The organism is Changchengzhania lutea, assembly GCF_006974145.1.
Classification (GTDB): domain Bacteria; phylum Bacteroidota; class Bacteroidia; order Flavobacteriales; family Flavobacteriaceae; genus Changchengzhania; species Changchengzhania lutea.
The window spans coordinates 2633372-2650292 of record NZ_CP039456.1; the positions used below are offsets into that span (position 1 = coordinate 2633372).

General features: G+C 34.2%; 17 protein-coding genes. 8 read left to right on the top strand and 9 right to left on the bottom strand.

The features are described 5' to 3' along the window. Positions 1 to 118: 118 nt before the first annotated feature. Together FAF07_RS11865 and FAF07_RS11870 are read left to right on the top strand one after the other, a co-directional pair. Positions 119 to 595 (top strand): Hsp20/alpha crystallin family protein, encoded by a 477-nt coding sequence (locus FAF07_RS11865; protein WP_142785305.1) that lies wholly within the window; start codon positions 119 to 121, stop codon positions 593 to 595. Positions 596 to 717: 122 nt separating this feature from the next. Continuing rightward, the gene (locus tag FAF07_RS11870) at positions 718 to 1203 is read left to right on the top strand and encodes a hypothetical protein (protein WP_142785306.1); all 486 of its coding nucleotides are present in this window, start codon (positions 718 to 720) and stop codon (positions 1201 to 1203) included. A gap of 5 nt (positions 1204 to 1208) precedes the next feature. Here FAF07_RS11870 and FAF07_RS11875 read toward each other — a convergent pair whose 3' ends face one another. Genes FAF07_RS11875 through FAF07_RS11885 form a run of 3 tightly spaced genes read right to left on the bottom strand, consistent with a single transcriptional unit; the run spans position 1209 to position 4575 of the window. Next, positions 1209 to 2159 carry a transglutaminase family protein gene (locus FAF07_RS11875; protein ID WP_142785307.1) on the bottom strand — a complete coding sequence of 317 codons (951 nt, stop codon included), beginning with the start codon at positions 2157 to 2159 and terminating at the stop codon, positions 1209 to 1211. An 8-nt stretch (positions 2160 to 2167) separates the two neighbouring features. Next, positions 2168 to 3094, bottom strand: coding sequence for an alpha-E domain-containing protein (locus FAF07_RS11880; RefSeq protein WP_142785308.1), 927 nt, complete (start codon positions 3092 to 3094; stop codon positions 2168 to 2170). Positions 3095 to 3105: 11 nt separating this feature from the next. Beyond that, on the bottom strand, positions 3106 to 4575 hold the full coding sequence (locus tag FAF07_RS11885) for a circularly permuted type 2 ATP-grasp protein (RefSeq protein WP_317130294.1): 1470 nt from the start codon (positions 4573 to 4575) through the stop codon (positions 3106 to 3108). A 359-nt stretch (positions 4576 to 4934) separates the two neighbouring features. Here FAF07_RS11885 and FAF07_RS11890 point away from each other — a divergent pair, with 359 nt between their 5' ends. The 4 genes from FAF07_RS11890 to dnaG all read left to right on the top strand — a co-directional run bounded on the left by FAF07_RS11890 (position 4935) and on the right by dnaG (position 9556). Further along, complete coding sequence (locus tag FAF07_RS11890; RefSeq protein WP_246067693.1) at positions 4935 to 5513, top strand: RNA polymerase sigma factor; 579 nt, start codon at positions 4935 to 4937, stop codon at positions 5511 to 5513. Continuing rightward, complete coding sequence (locus FAF07_RS11895) at positions 5500 to 6243, top strand: hypothetical protein (protein ID WP_142785309.1); 744 nt, start codon at positions 5500 to 5502, stop codon at positions 6241 to 6243. The genes FAF07_RS11890 and FAF07_RS11895 overlap by 14 nt, the downstream gene beginning before the upstream one ends. Before the next feature lie 80 nt (positions 6244 to 6323). Then, positions 6324 to 7406, top strand: a complete 1083-nt coding sequence (locus FAF07_RS11900) for a hypothetical protein (RefSeq protein WP_142785310.1) — start codon at positions 6324 to 6326, stop codon at positions 7404 to 7406. 191 nt (positions 7407 to 7597) lie between these two features. After that, entirely contained in the window at positions 7598 to 9556 is a 1959-nt protein-coding gene (gene dnaG / locus FAF07_RS11905) for a DNA primase (protein WP_142785311.1), read from the top strand. Here dnaG and FAF07_RS11910 read toward each other — a convergent pair. Beyond that, entirely contained in the window at positions 9551 to 10180 is a 630-nt protein-coding gene (locus tag FAF07_RS11910) for a response regulator (RefSeq protein ID WP_142785312.1), read from the bottom strand. The two genes, dnaG and FAF07_RS11910, sit on opposite strands and share 6 nt — an antisense overlap. A gap of 104 nt (positions 10181 to 10284) precedes the next feature. Then, positions 10285 to 11073 carry an NAD(+) synthase gene (gene nadE / locus FAF07_RS11915; RefSeq protein WP_142785313.1) on the bottom strand — a complete coding sequence of 263 codons (789 nt, stop codon included), beginning with the start codon at positions 11071 to 11073 and terminating at the stop codon, positions 10285 to 10287. 91 nt (positions 11074 to 11164) lie between these two features. Here nadE and gldB point away from each other — a divergent pair, with 91 nt between their 5' ends. Continuing rightward, positions 11165 to 12127, top strand: coding sequence for a gliding motility lipoprotein GldB (gldB, locus tag FAF07_RS11920; RefSeq protein WP_142785314.1), 963 nt, complete (start codon positions 11165 to 11167; stop codon positions 12125 to 12127). Continuing rightward, a complete protein-coding gene (gene gldC / locus FAF07_RS11925) occupies positions 12127 to 12462 on the top strand; it encodes a gliding motility protein GldC (protein ID WP_142785315.1) in 336 nt (111 codons plus the stop codon). The genes gldB and gldC overlap by 1 nt, the downstream gene beginning before the upstream one ends. Before the next feature lie 5 nt (positions 12463 to 12467). On the opposite strand, the gene rodA is transcribed toward gldC, so the two are convergent. From rodA to mreC, 4 genes are read right to left on the bottom strand one after another with little or no spacing between them, the layout of a single operon-like run. Beyond that, a complete protein-coding gene (gene rodA / locus FAF07_RS11930) occupies positions 12468 to 13745 on the bottom strand; it encodes a rod shape-determining protein RodA (protein ID WP_142785316.1) in 1278 nt (425 codons plus the stop codon). Further along, positions 13745 to 15604, bottom strand: a complete 1860-nt coding sequence (gene mrdA, locus FAF07_RS11935) for a penicillin-binding protein 2 (RefSeq protein WP_142785317.1) — start codon at positions 15602 to 15604, stop codon at positions 13745 to 13747. The genes rodA and mrdA overlap by 1 nt, the downstream gene beginning before the upstream one ends. Further along, entirely contained in the window at positions 15601 to 16107 is a 507-nt protein-coding gene (locus FAF07_RS11940) for a rod shape-determining protein MreD (protein WP_142785318.1), read from the bottom strand. Before FAF07_RS11940 ends, mrdA begins: the two co-directional genes overlap by 4 nt. Then, positions 16100 to 16912 (bottom strand): rod shape-determining protein MreC, encoded by an 813-nt coding sequence (gene mreC / locus FAF07_RS11945; protein WP_142785319.1) that lies wholly within the window; start codon positions 16910 to 16912, stop codon positions 16100 to 16102. The genes FAF07_RS11940 and mreC overlap by 8 nt, the downstream gene beginning before the upstream one ends. Between the last annotated feature and the right edge of the window lie 9 nt (positions 16913 to 16921).

Below are 16921 nucleotides of genomic sequence, written 5' to 3' on the forward strand. Positions count from 1 at the left end.
TGTGTGCTTGGATACGATTTCTATTTTCATTCCATTTTGGCATTTTGTTTGTTTATTTAGTGTTGAAATCAACAAGGTTTCAAATTTGAAATAATGTTTAATTTAAAATTTTGTAATTATGAGCAATTTAGTAAATGTTCCTAAAAGCGGAAGTTTAGCAAACACTAATTCGAATGCAAACTCCCCACACTTGTCTACTTGGTTAGATGATATTTTCAATAGAGATCTCCCATCAATATTTACATCCAATTTTAATACAGGGATTACCTTACCAAAGGTTAATATTGAGGAAACTGCGGATGACTTTAAAGTATATGTGGCCGTACCAGGCCTTAAAAAATCAGATTTCCAAATAGATCTTGATAATCAATTACTGTCTGTCTCGACACAAAATCAGGAAGAAAATGAACACAATGAAAGAAACTATACTCGTAGAGAGTTTGGTTACTCCTCGTTTAAAAGAACCTTCAATTTACCTGAAATTGTGAACAGTGATGAGATTGATGCCAAGTATGAAGATGGTATTTTAAGTATTCACTTACCAAAAAAAGAAGAGGCAAAGCAAAAACCTGCTAGAAGCATCAAAATTTCATAATTGGTTTCCTTGGATTTTTAAAAATAATTTGAGATAGGGAAGGGGTTGCATTGCAGCCCCTCTTTATCATCGACTCTTTATTACTTAAAGAAGGTAATGTATAACCAAAATATATTAAACCGATGAAAACACATGTCTTATTATTTTTGATGGTTGCTTTATTGGGTAACAGTTGTAACGGTCAAAAAAATGATTATAAAAAAAATGAAAACAAAAAACAACAAGAAGTTGTTGTTGAAGTACCAAAAGGGACTTGGAGGGTAGATAAGGAATTTGATGAAAGCGGAAATTTAATCAGATATGATAGTATCTATTCGTGGTCATCAGATGATAAATTACAGAATTTTTCATCTTTTGATAGAGATAGTCTATTACAATCCTTCAAATCTAAATTCTTTTCAGAATTTTCAGATTTTGAAAGCCAAGGATTTGAAGATGTTTTTGCTGAAGATTCACTGTTTAGTAAACAGTTCTTTAACGATGATTTTTTTGGAAGCGATTTTGGCAAGGAATTTATGGATCTTGACAAAATAAGACAGCAAATGATGGAAAGACAGAAGCGGTTTTTAGAAAAATATCAAACTGAATTTATTAAGCCAGAAGAATAAGGGAACTACTGCTGTTGTTGTTGTTGTTGTACCAGTTCTAAATTAAGGCGGTAGCTATTGTCAATCGATTTTTCGGTACTTACCGGAAAAACAAGACCATCATTACTGTTTTTCTTTGTACTTACTTTTACCATAACAAAAAGCTCATCATCCACGTCTCCTTTAAAGACACCTTTAACTGGTGCACAATCGGCATAATGTCGTCCTACAGCTAATTTGACATGATGGTCACTGGCAATAGCATTATTTGTAGGGTCAATACCTATCCACCCGTAAAAAGGGATATAAGCTTCAATCCATGCATGGGTTGCACCTTCACCACGTGTATTGGCATCGTTTGGGCAAATATAGCCACTTACATACCGCGCTGGAATACCCAGCATTCTCACCATTTGAAGCAGAATATTAGCAAAATCCTGACAGACGCCCGCTTTTAATTTCCAAACATCATCCAGTTTAGAATCCACCGTGGTGATGCCTTGGCTGTACGTGAATTTTTTATATATGTACTCGCAAAATTCGAGCACTATTTTAAAGGGTGTTAAACGGGTTAAATCATGGTTGGCTATAAATTCAAAAATGGCCTCGGTACCATCAAAAGATTTGTATTTTAAAAAATTAATAAATTCAATATTATTTTTTAAGGTTTTTAAAGCCTCCCACTGCTCATCAACAGCAACGGTGTCTTGAGGGAACAATTTTTCAGTAGTTAAAACTTCAATTTCAGATGTAATGGATAAATGATTATGAGGTTCAATATTCATAAAAGACCCTACAGTATTTCCATAAAAATCTGTGTAAGTTTCGATTTTAGGATTATTGCTAACTGTAATTTTTTGATTAATGACCTTTTGATGATCATCAACTATAGGGTACAACATAATTTGATTAGCGCCATCAATAACGAAGTTACTATAGCTGTATTTTGTTAAGTGCTTTATATAATATGTTGGCATTTTGAATCTTAATTAGCGTGTGAAAAGTAAACCGTATTGATACTTAAAGAAATACTTTTTATGTCTTCTTTAATCTCTTTAATAAAATTGTCAAGACCTTGTTGGTTGATACTGTCAATAGTAGTGTATTTTATAGTGCTTTCTAGCTTTCCAAGTAAAAATTCTAGATTATTTTTTTCAAGTTCATCATTTTCTATTAATAAATTTATGTGCCTATTGAGCTTATTCACACAGTAATAAATGGATCTTGGAAACAACTTATCTTGAAACACCATAGTAATGACATGATCTTCTTGAAAGGTGGATTTATGTTTTTTTAAATATAGTTGATACCCGCCAATTGATAATAAGAGGTTTTTCCAATAGAAACTTTGTTCTAAACTATCTGAAGTCTTTGAGATCTCGGTAAGTTTTAAGGCTGTGAAATCTGTAATTTGTATAACACGTTCTAAGTATTTTCCAACATTCATAAAATAATAAGACGCCCCGCGTTCTTGGGTGATATCCATATTACCATAATACAATAAATGAAACGACTTAAGGCGATCTAAAAAGACAATAGGGTCTTCTTCTTTTAAGTTTTTGGACAACTCTTTATCGGTTAAAAAGAGAAAATAATTATTTATGCATAACCATAATTCTCGCGAAATATGTTCTTGTACACTTCGGGCATTTTCTCTTGCCTTAGTCACAATATTTAATATGGAATTAGAATTATCTGGATTGAATACCATATAGTCAATACATTCGATAGGATCTTCCGTTGTAAATGTACTTTCTTTAGTGGTATAGTTTTTAATAATTGGCGTCCAAGAAAACAGCTCAGGAGAATCTTGGTTGGCAGAGAAATTCACCTTAAGCAAGCTTACTATACCATTTCCGCGTTCCATATATCTATTCAACCAAATAAGATTATTTGCGACTCTACTTAACATATTTTATTTTTTTATTGGATTACCCAAGTGTCTTTACTACCGCCACCTTGAGAACTATTTACAACTAACGATCCCTTTTTAAGTGCAACTCTTGTTAGGCCACCTGGTGTAATATCAATGCCATCACTTCCAGAGAGAGCAAAAGGTCTTAAATCGATACACCTTGGCGATAACTGCCCGTCTATGCAACACGGGGCCGTAGATAATTTTAAAATAGGCTGTGCTATAAAAGAATTCGGGTTTTTATTAACGGTGTTCATGTAGTCCACAATCTCGTCATCTGTGGCTTGATGTCCCATTAACATACCATAGCCGCCACTACCATCAACTTTTTTAAGAACCATGGTTCTAATATTTTTTTCGACATAATTATATTCATCAGGTTGACCCATTTGGTAGGTTTCAATATTTTTCAAGATGGGTTCTTCATTTAAATAATATTTAATCATATCGGGCACATAGATATAAATAGCTTTATCATCAGCAATTCCTGTACCTGGTGCATTTACTATATTTACATTACCTTTTCGGTAGGCTGTCATAATACCAGCAACACCAAGCGTGCTTTCAGCTTTAAATTCCAACGGATCCAAATATTCGTCATCCACACGTCTGTAAATAATATCCACACGTTTTAACCCATTCGTTGTTTTCATATATACTATATGATCCTTAACCACTAAATCCCGTCCTTCAACCAACTCGATACCCATAAGTCTTGCCAATGTGGTATGCTCATAATAAGCCGAATTATAGATGCCTGGAGTGAGCAACACAATGTTGGGATGGCTTACATCCGAAAGTTCTTGAAGCTTTTTATAAAGTAGATTTGGATAATTTGATACCGAACGAATATTATTTTTAGGCAAAATACCTGGAAATATGCGCTTTGAAATTTCTCTATTTTCAAGCATATAACTCACCCCAGATGGCGTTCTTAAATTATCTTCAAGAACATAAAACTCACCATCATTATTCCTAATTAAATCAACGCCAGCAATGTGTACATAAATATCGTGGGGTACTTGTACGCCTTTCATTTCACGTAGAAAATTGGGACATGAATAAATTAAATCGGCAGAAATAATGCCATCTTTAATAATAAATTGGTCATGATAAATATCCTTAATAAACAGATTAAGAACTTTTATACGTTGTTTAATACCGCGGTCGATTTTATCCCATTCCAAAGCCGTAATAATTCTAGGAACGATATCAAAAGGGAATATTTTCTCAATACCCTCATTATCATTGTAGACCGTAAATGTCACGCCCTGACTCATAAACAATTGTTTTGAGAGTTCTTCTTTTTTAAATATTACTTCAGAAGACGTATTTCTTAAGTAGTTGTTGATTAATTCATATTGAGAGCGTAATTTTGTTTGATTGCTATACATTTCATCCCAAGTATCTGGAAGTCTATCGTAGCTAGAAAACAGATAGTCATTATTCATAGAAACGGCTTTCTCTAAATATACCAAGATTTTAAAAATTATTCAATGAAATTGATTTTTATTTAATTATTATTTTAGATTTTAAGGATATATTTAAAAATAATTTCTAATATGAATCGAAATAATAAATTAAATTATTATGTGTTTGAAATTTTTATTAAATAAATTTTTAGTCTCAGGCAACCATTTGTACAAAATTCACGTCTTTATAAATAGAAGCACACCAAGTAATGTTTAATATCATGAAAAGTGATGTTTAATTATTTTTTAATTTGTAAAGGCAGAAAATCAAAGCATAGCCATAGTTATGGTTTTATTTTTAAACGCGTAGAAATTAAAAAAGAAAAAATTGAACTCATAATATTAAATTTTACTTGGTGTTAAAAATGAAGCCACTTTTGAAAGTCATTCAACTCCATAAAAACGAAGCGACGCTAATTAAGCGAGCGATTAGAAATAATCGAGAGGCACAGCATGTATTATTTGAAATACATGCACCCAAAATGTTGAGTGTTTGTAGGTTTTACATTAAGGATTTGCAAAAAGCAGAGGAAGCCATGTTGAATGGGTTTTTTAAAGTTTTTTCAAATTTAAAACAATTCAAGAATGCTGGTAGTTTTGAAGGTTGGATACGGCGTATTATGGTACGGGAATCCATTTCATATTTAAGACAATTAAAGCCTATTGAGTTTATTGAAGATGAAAATATGTCTCAAAATGATTATTCCAATGGTATAGGAGACGATATTGGTGTTGACGACATTCAGCAACTTATAGATAAGCTACCAGAAGGGTATAGAATGGTTTTTATAATGTATGCCGTTGAAGGCTATAAACATCATGAAATTGCGACGATGCTTGAAATATCCGAAGGTACTTCAAAATCACAGTTATATAAGGCCCGTCAAGTATTACAAAAACAAGTAAAAGAACTAAATAAAACAGCAAGTTATGGCACCCATTAAATTTGAAGAACATATTAAAGACCAGCTTGAAAAACGCAGTTTGCAACCAACAACCGACGCTTGGGACAAATTATCTGAACGCTTGGAGCATCAAGAAAAGACCCAAAATAAAAAGCCATATTGGTGGCTGGGTTTAGCGGCGAGTGTAGTAGGCGCTCTGTTCGTGGTGTCACAATTTATTAACCAAAAGGAAGCACAAGAAGATACACCAAAAGTAGTGGTCAGCCCTCAAATTATTTCTTCAGATGTTGTTGCTGAAAATGAGAAAGAAACGGTTGATAAAACTTTAAATGAATCAAAAGCATCTCAACCCAATGATAAAATATTAAAAAATTCGATTTCAGAAAAGACAACACCGCTAGCCAAAGTGGAGGTTGTGAACGAAACAAATAGAAGGGCAGAGACGTCTATTAATAAATCACTGGACTTGTTGCCAAAGCCGTTAAATCTGGAATCACAGAAAATCAAGGGTCTTGTAGCTCAAGTACAAATTTTGGAAACAAATAATATTGCGGTGACAGATGAAGCCATTGAAGCACTACTGCGGGAAGCTGAGGCCGATATAAAACGGAATAGGCTATTAACTAAATCTGAAAGTATTGTGGACGCCAATGCGTTATTGCAGGATGTCGAAGACGATTTGGAACGATCATTTAGAAGTAAAGTTTTTGAAGCCATAAAGGCTAGTTATAAATCGGTAAAAACAGCAGTGGCACAACGGAACGATTAGTTGTTATTCATACAAAAACAGAAATCTCATCATCAATAATCATTAACAAATGCCCATTATGGGACAAAAAACGAACAGTTATGCAAACAATTACTAAGTATGTGGCTCTTGTAGCGCTCTTATTCCATGTGCAGCTCATCAGTGCGCAAGACTCTATTCCAACGGGTAATAACCAGGAAAAAATAGAAAATTTAAAGAAGTTAAAAGATGACATAAAAGCACAAGAGCGTGACTTTTTAAAAATTGAAGTTGAAGCCATTAATCTAAGGTTAGATACCGGAGAAATTACAAATGACCAAGCTGATGCTTTAAAGAAGCAATTGGCAGAAAAGCGCGTGCTTAATATTGAAAACAGACTAACTATTATTGATAACAAAATTTCACTTTTAGAACGTAATGAAGAAGGTTATAGAGCGAATGATGACGAAGATATTTCGCAATTAGGCTTTAGCATTGGTGGGGAAGAAGGCGATAATTTTGCAGGGATACGCATAAAGTCCAAAAATGAACCCAGAAAGTATGACCGAAGAACCTCAAGCGATTTGGTACTCGCTTTTGGTTTGAATAATGCGATAATTGAAGGTGAAAACTTAGATGATTCACCGTATAAGTTTGGCGGATCTCGGTTTTTTGAAATAGGTTGGGCATGGAAAACACGCGTATTTAAAAACTCCAATTTTCTTCGATTTAAATACGGCTACTCGCTCCAAATAAACGGATTAAAGCCTACTGATAATAGTTATTTTGTCCAACAGGGAGACCAAACGGTATTAGAGGAATTCCCAGTAAATCTTAAAAAGTCCAAATTGTCTATAACAAATTTAGTGTTTCCCGTACATTTTGAATTTGGACCTTCTAAAAAAATAGAAAAAGACACGTATTTCAGGTATTCTACCCACAACAAATTTAAATTTGGTATTGGGGGCTATGGCGGTTTTAACATTGGAACACGCCAAAAATTAAAATATGAATTAGATGGTGAGCGTGTTAAGGATAAACAAAAACGTGGTTTTAACACCACAAATTTAGTTTACGGATTAAGTACTTATTTAGCTTTTGGTGACACAGCACTATACGTAAAGTATGATTTATCCCCTATTTTTAAAGATCAGTTAGTAGACCAGAATAATATTTCGGTTGGCGTACGTTTTGATTTAGATTAATTTCCATCAAAATTAAAGCAGACCTCTATATTAGGGGGCTTTTCTTTTTACAAAGAATTTAAATGAGTTCCATTTTTAATATGAATTGTTTATAGTATTTTTACCTAGCATTTTTAGTAAAGGCAGAAACCTGTTTTTGCAAAATTATTCCAATTTAAAAAAGTTCAACGCAGGCTAAAACAATCACCAATTTGATAGCACCATCATCTATAGATCAAGTATTTGAAACCGCCCGTGTAGAGGAGGTTATTGGCGATTTTGTTCAGTTGAAAAAAGCTGGCAGCAATTTTAAGGGGCTGAGTCCGTTTAGCGACGAGCGTTCCCCTAGTTTTATGGTCTCGCCCGTAAAACAAATATGGAAAGATTTTAGTAGTGGTAAAGGCGGTAATGTGGTGGCCTTTTTAATGGAACACGAACATTTTACATATCCGGAAGCCATTAAGTATTTGGCAAAAAAGTACAATATAGAAATTGAAGAAACAGAGCAGTCCAACGAGCAAAAGGAGCAGGCCAATGAACGTGAAAGTTTATATTTGGTTAGCGAATTTGCCAACAGCTATTTTAAGAAGATTTTACATAAAACAGATCAAGGAAAATCTATCGGATTAAGCTATTTTAAAGAACGTGGGTTTACTGAAGAAATCATTAAGCAATTCGATTTAGGCTATTCACTAAACGATTGGCAAGCTTTTACAGATGAAGCCTTAAAAAAGGGATATAATATTGATTACCTCCAAAAAACAGGACTCACCATAGTTAAGGAAGATAAACGTTTTGATCGTTTTAAAGGACGTGTTATGTTCCCTATTAAAAGTATGAGTGGTCGCGTGTTAGGTTTTGGTGGCAGGATTTTAATCAATGATAAAAAAGCCGCTAAATATGTCAATTCTCCTGAAAGCGATATTTATCATAAAAGCAAAGTGTTGTATGGTATTTACCACGCAAAACAAAGTATTGCCAAAGAAGATAATTGCTATTTAGTAGAAGGCTACACCGATGTGATTCAGTTTCACCAAACGGGGATAAAAAATGTGGTATCCTCTTCTGGAACCGCGTTAACTTCTGAACAAATTAGGCTAATAAATAGATTAACAAAAAATATCACCGTACTTTTTGACGGTGATGCCGCAGGGATGCGGGCCTCGTTACGCGGTATCGATTTGATTTTGGAACAAGGCATGAATGTAAAGGTTTGTAGCTTTCCAGAAGGCGAAGACCCAGATAGTTTTGCAAAACAAAACACCCTTGAGGAGTTAGCATTGTATTTAGATGAGAATGCCAAGGATTTTATACAATTTAAGGCCTCTGTTTTGTTTGAAGATTCTAAAAACGATCCTATAAGAAAGGCAGAAACGGTCCGTGATATTGTCAACAGTATCGCCAAGATCCCCGATCAAATAAAGAAGGAAATCTATATTCAGGAATGTTCAAAAATAATGGACATTAGTGAAGAAGTCTTATTTAGTACCTTGGCTCAAATCAATAAAAAAGAGTTTCAAGAAGAGAATAAAACCTATCAAAAGGAAAAAAAGGCCTTTGATGTGATTAGGCACGAACAGCCTGTTGCAAAGGTGGATGTTCAATATGTATTAGAGCGAAAAATTATTGAGATCTTATTACTTTATGGTAATAAAACAGAGGATTTTGAAGATTTAATGATGAAGGAAAATGACAAGGGTGAACTCGTTTTAGAACCAGTTATTCATAGTTCAAAAGTATTCGAAAAGGTCTTCTTGGATTTGCAAGATGACGAAATGCAGTTTTCTAATGATCATTTCAAAACCTTATATTATGCCATTATTGAAGCTTTAAACCAAAATCCAGATTTTGAGTTAAAGACATTCATAAATACAGTAGATTCAGAAATGGGTTCTGAAATAACCACCATATTAATGGAAGATGAACGCTATAATCTTGACGATTGGGAGCGCATGAACATTTTTCCTAAAGCAAAAAACAGTAGTATTGCCCAACTAGTTAGCGAAACCGTTTTGAGTTTGAGATGCTATTTAATAGACCAAAAAGTCAAAGAATTTCAGCAAGAGACATTACAAAACATAAGTGACACGAATAGAAATGTACTTGAAGAAGTAAAAGACTATTCGGGTCTAAAAATGCTTTTATCTAGAAAACTTAACCGCGTGTTATGATGATTCGTTAAGCTTAGCTTGATTGACCAAATCAATCAAATTGCTAACTTTTAGTTTTCGCATCAAACGCGCTTTGTATGTACTAACCGTTTTCTCGTTGATATTTAGTTCTTTAGAGATTTCTTTATTCTTTCTTCCAATAGTTAGAAGTTTTAAAACCTCAGATTCACGAGTCGACAGTTTTTTGTAAAACGATCCAGACTTATTTGTTCTGGTACCAAACGCAACCTGTTGAGTAAGTTCGTTACTCAAATAAATACCACCATCTGCCACTCTTAAGATAGCTTCTGTAATGGTAATAATATTTACAGATTTTGATAAGTATCCTGATGCACCCGCCTTAATGGTATTAATAGCGTAAACCTCTTCGGGTTGTGCGCTAAAAATAAGCGATTTAATGTCTGGGTAATCGGACTTCAAATAACGTAAAACGGTAAGCCCATTAAGTTTGGGAAAATCGGTTTCCATTAGAATGACATCCACAGAATTTTTCTTAATGAATTCTAAGATGGCTTCGCCATCATCTACACTTCCAACTACTTCAATATCAGAAGTTGCTGAAAAAAGAACTTCAAGTCCTTTTCTGACAATCGGATGATTATCTGCTATTAATAATTTTATCATAATCGTTATTAGCCGTTTTATTTATAACCGATTTAGAAGTGGTTATATTAGAGAGATTTAGCTATTGGTGTAAATGTAATAATTAAATCATTATTCTGCAAAACTTATAACAAGTTATTAGGAATATCACAAATGGGGATAGGTAGCATTTTATGCTTATTTGTAGTATTAAAGCGTTTGTATATTTTAAAAACATCAGCATTCCTCCCTGAAAAAGAATCTATTGTTTTTCCATCCTCATCCATTTTCATGGCCCATTCCAACTCTGGATATGAGGCTCCAATTTGGTCTTCATCACTTCTAGTATCTCCAAAAAGCCCATCACTAGGGGCTGCTTCCATAATAGATTCAGGAACCTCCAGGAACTTTCCCAATTCATAAACTTCAGATTTTAGTAAATCGGCAATAGGACTTAAATCTACGCCACCATCACCGTATTTGGTGTAAAAACCAACACCAAAATCTTCAACTTTATTTCCTGTGCCAGCGACTAATAACTTATAAAGTCCAGCATAGTAATATAGTGTTGTCATACGTAAGCGGGCTCGGGTATTAGCCAATGCCATATCTACAGTGGCTTGATCACCATCAAAAAACACCTCATTCTTAAAAGTCTCAAAAACGGGTGTTAAGTCGGTTCTGGTATCACTAACATTAGGGAAACGCAGCAGCAATTGCGCAATATGCTCATGTGCTCTGGTAACATGACTTTCTGCTTGATGTATAGGCATTTCAATACATAAAACATCCAAACCTGTTCTGGCACATAATGTTGAGGTTACTGCAGAATCTATACCTCCTGAGACACCGACCACAAAGCCATTAACTCCCGCATTCAAAGCATAATCTTTTAACCAGTTAACAATATAATCTACCACTTTTTCTGTTTGCATATACGATGAATTTTAAAGTAAGAATAGTACCTTTGCAAACAAAAATAAAGGAAACACCCAATTAATAAAAATTTATGTCGTTTAAGTTTATATGAAAAATTTAATATTGTTTTTGGCTATCATTCTAATGACCATGTCCTGCAAAGATGAAGGGCAATTGGAAGCCGATATTGCCGGCATTAATACAAATATTGAGGTAGAGCGATTCGATGTATTATTCGGAAAAGCAACCCCAAACGATTTACCAAAGTTGAAACAAGCCTATCCGTTTATGTTTTCTGAAAAATATACAGATTCATTTTGGGTTGGTAAAATGAAGGATACTTTACAGGTTCAGCTTCATGAAGCAGTGAGCAAAACGTTTCCTTCTTTTGATACTACCGAGGCTGAAATAGAATCCTTATTTAATCATCTTAAATATTATTTTCCTGAGTTTAGAACGCCACGAGTTATAACGGCAACATCATCTGTTGATTATAGGAATAAGATAATAGTAACAGATACAATTGTGTTGATTTCTATTGATACCTATTTGGGAAGTGAGCACGAATTTTATGAAGGTATTCAGAAATTCATAAGAGCTACTATGAACAAAGAACAGATTGTTGTGGATTTAGCTTCAGAATATGCAAAGAAGTACATTTATCAAAAGCAAAATAAAACCTTACTTGACGAAATGATATATTTCGGAAAAGAGCTTTATTTTAAAGACTTGATGCTTCCTTTTAAAACCGAAGCAGAACGGATAGGTTATACAGCAGACGAGTTAATTTGGGCACTGTCTAACGAAAGTTATATTTGGAGTTATTTTGTTGAACGTGAAATGCTATTCAGTACAGACTCAAAATTACCAGAACGATTTATAAACCCAGCACCGTTTACTAAATTTTATTTAGAAGATATCGATAGTGATTCTCCCGGGCGCCTTGGTCAATATATAGGATGGCAAATAGTTAGGGCGTATATGAATCAGAATGACGTGTTGTTAAAAGAGATGCTCATAAAAAGTCCCAAAGAAATATTTAATAATTCAAAGTTTAAACCACGTAAATAATGTCAAATCCACATACATCAAAAATAGAGCTTACAGTTGAATTGGATGATAACAAGGTGCCAGAAACATTACATTGGACCGCACAAGATGGCGGTATCACAAATGAAGAAGCTAAAGCCATGATGCTTTCTGTTTGGGATGCAAAATCGCAAGAAACCCTGCGCATTGATTTGTGGACAAAAGATATGCCAGTTGATGAAATGAAAGTCTTTTTTCATCAAACTTTGGTGGCTATGAGCGATACATTTAATCGCGCTACACAAGACGAAAAAATGACCGCAACCATGAAAGATTTTTGTGATTATTTCGCAGATAAATTAGAGTTGAAAAAGTAGAAAAGCTACCACTCATTAATTTTGTTCGAATCTAACTTTACAAAAATAAAGAGTAAAATAGTAAATCCCCATAGTCCTGAACCGCCATAACTAAAGAATGGAAGCGGGATGCCTACTGTTGGAATGAGTCCCATGACCATACCAATATTGATTAGGAAATGCAAGAATAAAATGGACGCTACGGAATAGCCGTAAACGCGACTGAATTGTGATTTTTGCGATTCTGCCAGATGCAGTACACGAATTAAAAGCAAAACAAAAACGATGACCACAACTGCGCTACCTAGAAATCCCCATTCTTCTCCAACCGTACTAAATATATAATCGGTGTGCTGCTCAGGTACAAATTTACCTGTAGTACGGGTTCCTTCCATAAAACCTTTGCCAGTGATGCCACCGGAACCGATTGCCTTTTCAGATTCATTTAAATTATAGGCCGTAGTTTTCTTTATAAATTCTAGTTTTTCAGGATCTTTCTCTAATCGTAACCATAAACTAATACGGTCTTTCTGATGGGGTTGTAAAACACTTTCATAAAAGAATTTTATACCAAAGGCAATAGCAATAGCAGCCATAAATACAACTACAGACCGAAGTAAAGGTGCTTTTTTTTTATTAAAAAACCGATAACCAAAAATAAGTAGAAAAGCTACAATTACAGAAATCATAACATCATACTTTAAAGCGCTCACGGCTATAATTATCAGTAAGATGACTGTGTTTAAATAACTTTGCGGAAGCCCTTCCCTGTACAGTACAAAAAAGAAGGATGCATAAACGATAGTGCTCCCGGCATCGTTTTGCAAAAGAATTAAAATTGCAGGTATGATAATTATAATAAATGTTTTTATCTGATCTTTAAAGTTCTTAATGTTGGTATTTAAATCGCTTATGTATTTCGCTACTGCAAGTGCTGTGGCAGCCTTGGCAAACTCACTTGGTTGGAATGTCATACCGCCAATGGCGTACCATGACGTGGCGCCATTTACATTTTTACCAAATATAAATAACCCAACTAAGGACAGCATAGAGATTATATAAATGACGCTTGAAAACCGTTCATAAAACTTAGTGTCAATGGATAGTATAACGACGATTAGCCCAAAGGTTAACAATATAAAAATGAGTTGCTTGCCGTAAGGTTCAGAGAGATTAAAATAGTTGATATCTCCGCCAGAATAGGATGCCGACATGATATTTAGCCAACCAAAGCCAACTAATAATAAAAAAAGAAAAATGGTAATCCAGTCGAATTTAAAATGTTTGTCAGTTTCTCTTAGCATTAATAATTGATTCTAAAAGGTTCTCCAGAATAAGGTTTTGCGTATTCTTCTTCCAAACTTTTCTCCATAACTAACTTTTCCATATACTTTAAGGATACCTCTCCTTTAATGTATTTTTCAATCATCAAACTGGTAATCCTACCTGCCCAACGTGCACCATAATACCCGTTTTCAACAAAAACGGCAATGGCTATCTTAGGATTGTCCTTTGGAGCAAAAGCTATAAATATAGAATGATCTGTAAGTTGCGTTCTCACACTGTCAATTTTAGTAAAATTTTCAGCCGTACCAGTTTTTCCACAAATTTCTATTCCAGGAACTTGTAAAAAATGAGCCGTTCCTTTGTTATAAACATCATAAAGGCCTTGGACTACTGGTTCAAAATGTTGTTTGTCTATGCTGGTATATTTAGGTGTTGTATATTTTAAATCTAGTTTTTGGTTTTCAATAGTTTTAATAATATGGGGTGTATAGTAATGTCCTCGATTTGCGATAGCCGCGGTCATATTTGCCAATTGAATTGGGGTCACAAGAACTTCACCTTGGCCAATAGCATTGGAGATTATGGTGGTTGCCCCCCATCTAAAATCTGGATACCATTTGTTATAATAATCGCCATCTGGGATATTGCCTTTTTTTCCAATAGGCAAATCATAACCTAAAAAATCACCTAGACCGAAACTTTTAATATGATCGCTCCATGTATTCATGGCGGTATAGGCGTCTCCATCTTTATCAATAGTTTTCCTAAAGGCGTTTGCAAAATAGGAGTTACATGATTTTGCAATCCCCAAGTTTAAATTACGCTTTCCGCCACCGCAGTGGCAACCCATCGGTTTTCTTCCTCCATAATGATAGGCTCCTGTACAAAAAACGGTTGTGTTAGGTGTAATGGCATTTTCTTGAAGGGCTGTTAAAGCAATTAAGGCTTTAAAAGGTGACCCAGGTTCATGCATTCTCAAAAGACCTCTATCAATAAGTGGTGTGCTAATGGTGTCAGTATAAAGTTTTGTATAGTTTTTAGATCGCTTTCTGCCCACCAGTAAATTAGGATTGTATGTGGGTGCGGATACTAATGTTAAAATTTCACCCGTAGCTGGTTCTATGGCAACAATTCCACCGCGTTTATTTTGCATTAAAAGTTCACCATAGGCCTGTAATTCTGCATCAATGGTAATAGTAATATCTTTTCCTTGAACTGGAATGGTATCAAACTTTCCGTCTTTATAGGGCCCAATATTTCTATTGAATCTATCTTTTTGTATAAATTTAATGCCTTTAGTGCCTCTCAATTCCTTTTCGTAAGAGAGTTCTACCCCTTGTTTTCCGATAAGATCTCCTCTTTTATAATAGGCATTTTTATCAACCGTGGCTTGATTAACTTCGGCAATAAAACCTAAAACATTTGCACCAATTGAAGTTTGGTATTCCCTTAAAGAACGTTTCTGGATATAAAACCCTTCGAACTTCCGCATTTTTTCCTGAAGCACAGCATAATCTTCCTTAGAAAGATGCGATACAAAAACGGAGGGTAATCGCGGAGAATAATGTCTGGCTTTATTATATTGTTTTAAGAACTGTTCTTTGTCAATATGCAACAGGGAGCAAAACTCTAAAGTGTCTAGGGCTTTGACTTCACGAGGAATGACCATGACATCATAGGAAGGTTGGTTTGCTACTAGAAGCTCACCATTTCTGTCATAAACAAAGCCGCGCTTCGGGTAATCATATACTTTTCTAATAGCATTGTCTTCAAACAAACTCTGGGTGTTTGGAGAATAGACTTGCAAGTAAAATAGTCTTGATAAAAACAAAAGACCAACAAGAATAATAGTTATGAAAAGTAAAAATTGTCTCATCGTTTTTTCTTACTAAAAATAGTAGTTAGTAGTATACAAAGTAAAATAGTGAATATACCTGAAAATAACGTTTTTTGTAACACTAAAATTATCCTAGACATATTAAAAATTTCTAAAGAAAATAGGACAAGATGATGCAATAGGGTTAATATGGTGAAATAGGTCAGTTTAGATCCGAATTCTAAATTATGGAACTTTACGGTCTGGTTTTCATATTGAACTCCAAATGCAAATCTAAGAATAACAGGTCTTGCGTAAGCTATACTAACGGATGCGGCGGCGTGCATCCCTCCAGAATCCTGAAACATATCAATAGCTAATCCTAATAAAAAACTCAAGATCAGAAACGTTGAACGGTCATTCTTGATGGGAAAAAGAATGATAAAAAGGATGTAAATATATGGGTTGATATAACCCAAAAAGTTAATATGGTTGAATATGAGTACTTGAAAAAGCAGTAGAAAAAAAAATCGAATGGTATGTATAGAGATAATGTTATTCATTCAATAAAGTATTTATCTCTGGACTATTTTTGTTTTCAATAATTTGAATGTGCTCCAAATTAGTCATATCATTAAAAAGCTTTAAATTAATGGTGTAGTAATTTTCGGCTTCACCTAAATTAAAATTAGCCACAGTACCTACTGGAATACCTTTAGGAAATATGGAAGATCGGCCAGAAGTAACAATAGTATCTCCAGTTTTTAGGGGTGCTATTTTAGGAATATCTGTTAATTGTGCATATGCCGTACTGTTGCCATCCCATGTGAGCGTACCAAAATGGTTTGTTTTTTGTAACTGTGCACTAATCTTACTGGTTGTATTTAAAACAGAAATTACCGTTGCGTAATTATTACTTACGTTATTGATAATACCAACAATGCCTTTGCTGGTAATAACACCAAAATCTTCATTTATACTATCATGACGCCCTTTGTTTATAAGTAAAATATTGGCTGAGGCACTGTAACTATTCCTAATAATTTTAGCAGTGCTAAACTGATAATTTTCGCCATAGGAAGCTGTATCGATATAAGTAGAATCTTGGTCACGTCCAGAATTATATACGATGGCCTTTAAGCGCTTGTTTTCTTCGGAAAGCATCTCGTTTTGAGATTTTAAACTAAAATATGATGTAAAACCATTTAAGGAATTGTAAATGCCACCACTTAAAAAATTAGCCGAATTGATAAATTTACTTTTATGGTAGGAATGCGACTGAATGGTAAAAAAAACACCCAAAGAAAATAGCAACAAGAACAACAAAAAAGATTTGTTTCTTATTATGAAATTAATAATCTGTTGCATGAGTTATGG

Coding starts and splice junctions, on each gene's coding strand:
- FAF07_RS11910 (WP_142785312.1), bottom strand. CDS start 10,180: ATGATAAAATTATTAATAGCAGATAATCATCCGATTGTCAGAAAAGGA.
- rodA (WP_142785316.1), bottom strand. CDS start 13,745: ATGCTAAGAGAAACTGACAAACATTTTAAATTCGACTGGATTACCATT.
- FAF07_RS11880 (WP_142785308.1), bottom strand. CDS start 3,094: ATGTTAAGTAGAGTCGCAAATAATCTTATTTGGTTGAATAGATATATG.
- gldC (WP_142785315.1), top strand. CDS start 12,127: ATGTCAAATCCACATACATCAAAAATAGAGCTTACAGTTGAATTGGAT.
- gldB (WP_142785314.1), top strand. CDS start 11,165: ATGAAAAATTTAATATTGTTTTTGGCTATCATTCTAATGACCATGTCC.
- mrdA (WP_142785317.1), bottom strand. CDS start 15,604: ATGAGACAATTTTTACTTTTCATAACTATTATTCTTGTTGGTCTTTTG.
- FAF07_RS11940 (WP_142785318.1), bottom strand. CDS start 16,107: ATGAATAACATTATCTCTATACATACCATTCGATTTTTTTTTCTACTG.
- FAF07_RS11865 (WP_142785305.1), top strand. CDS start 119: ATGAGCAATTTAGTAAATGTTCCTAAAAGCGGAAGTTTAGCAAACACT.
- mreC (WP_142785319.1), bottom strand. CDS start 16,912: ATGCAACAGATTATTAATTTCATAATAAGAAACAAATCTTTTTTGTTG.
- FAF07_RS11890 (WP_246067693.1), top strand. CDS start 4,935: ATGAAGCCACTTTTGAAAGTCATTCAACTCCATAAAAACGAAGCGACG.
- FAF07_RS11895 (WP_142785309.1), top strand. CDS start 5,500: ATGGCACCCATTAAATTTGAAGAACATATTAAAGACCAGCTTGAAAAA.
- nadE (WP_142785313.1), bottom strand. CDS start 11,073: ATGCAAACAGAAAAAGTGGTAGATTATATTGTTAACTGGTTAAAAGAT.
- FAF07_RS11870 (WP_142785306.1), top strand. CDS start 718: ATGAAAACACATGTCTTATTATTTTTGATGGTTGCTTTATTGGGTAAC.
- FAF07_RS11900 (WP_142785310.1), top strand. CDS start 6,324: ATGCAAACAATTACTAAGTATGTGGCTCTTGTAGCGCTCTTATTCCAT.
- FAF07_RS11875 (WP_142785307.1), bottom strand. CDS start 2,159: ATGCCAACATATTATATAAAGCACTTAACAAAATACAGCTATAGTAAC.